We start from the raw sequence: 922 nt of genomic DNA, 5'->3' as shown, positions 1-922 counted from the left end.
TTTTAGCCTTTCCCGTCGCGACACTCGCCCTGAGTGTCGGTACTTTTCTTGTCGTTGCCACCCCCTGGACAATTCTTGCTTGGCTTGACCCAGATTGGGCAAAGCCCTATAAAATTCAAGACAAACCCTTCCAGGTAAGAAAATATTTCTGGCCCAATATCGCTAGAATCAGCTTCAATTCGCTGATCATGCTTGTGCTCCTCATTATCTTTTGGCCAATTCTCCGTTATAGCGATATTCACGAAGGCCCTATACCAGCTTGGTACGTCTGGGTAATTCAAATTATCTTTTTTCTTTTGTTGGATGACTTTCTTTTCTATTTAATGCATCGCTGGCTACATGAAAACAAATGGATGCTACGCAAGGTTCACTCGGTCCATCATAGAATTCACAACACCTGCGCATTAGACGGTAACTACTTTCATGTTATCGAGTTCATCTTGATCGGCAGTCTAGCCATGCTCGGCCCTATTTTACTTGGCTGCCATCTTTATGTGCTCTATGCCTGGATTATTATTAGAAATATTGAAGCCGCTGACGGCCATGCAGGCTATGACTTTCCATGGAATCCTTTGCGGTTTTTGCCTTTATATGACGGCCCGGTTTACCACGACTTTCATCATTCACGCTTTAAAGGCAACTATGCCGGGGCGCTTCATTATCTGGATAAGTATTTTGGCACGTACATAAAAGAATATTTACGCTATAAACAAGAACACAAATACCCTGGATCAGAAGTAAAAAACGAAGCACCCGACAGAATTAACCAGCTCAAAAATATCACTACTGATGACAGCCCTATAAAGGTGAGTTCGGCACAATACTTGTCAAAAGCGCCCTATCCAAGCCCATTTCGGGGTACTCTCCTTGCTCATCAGGCCATATTTGATAAAGGTAGTTATAGATCTGGGTTACTAATTCT

The 922-nt window shown here is 43.0% G+C and carries 1 protein-coding gene; it reads left to right on the top strand.

From position 1 onward, the window contains the following. Positions 1-922: sterol desaturase family protein (locus tag A3763_RS03675; RefSeq protein ID WP_068759892.1), on the top strand; the 922-nt coding region annotated here is incomplete at both ends.

This window comes from Oleiphilus sp. HI0128 (genome assembly GCF_001635365.1).
Note: the sequence above shows the minus strand (reverse complement) of the source record. Positions and strands in the feature narration are given on the sequence as shown.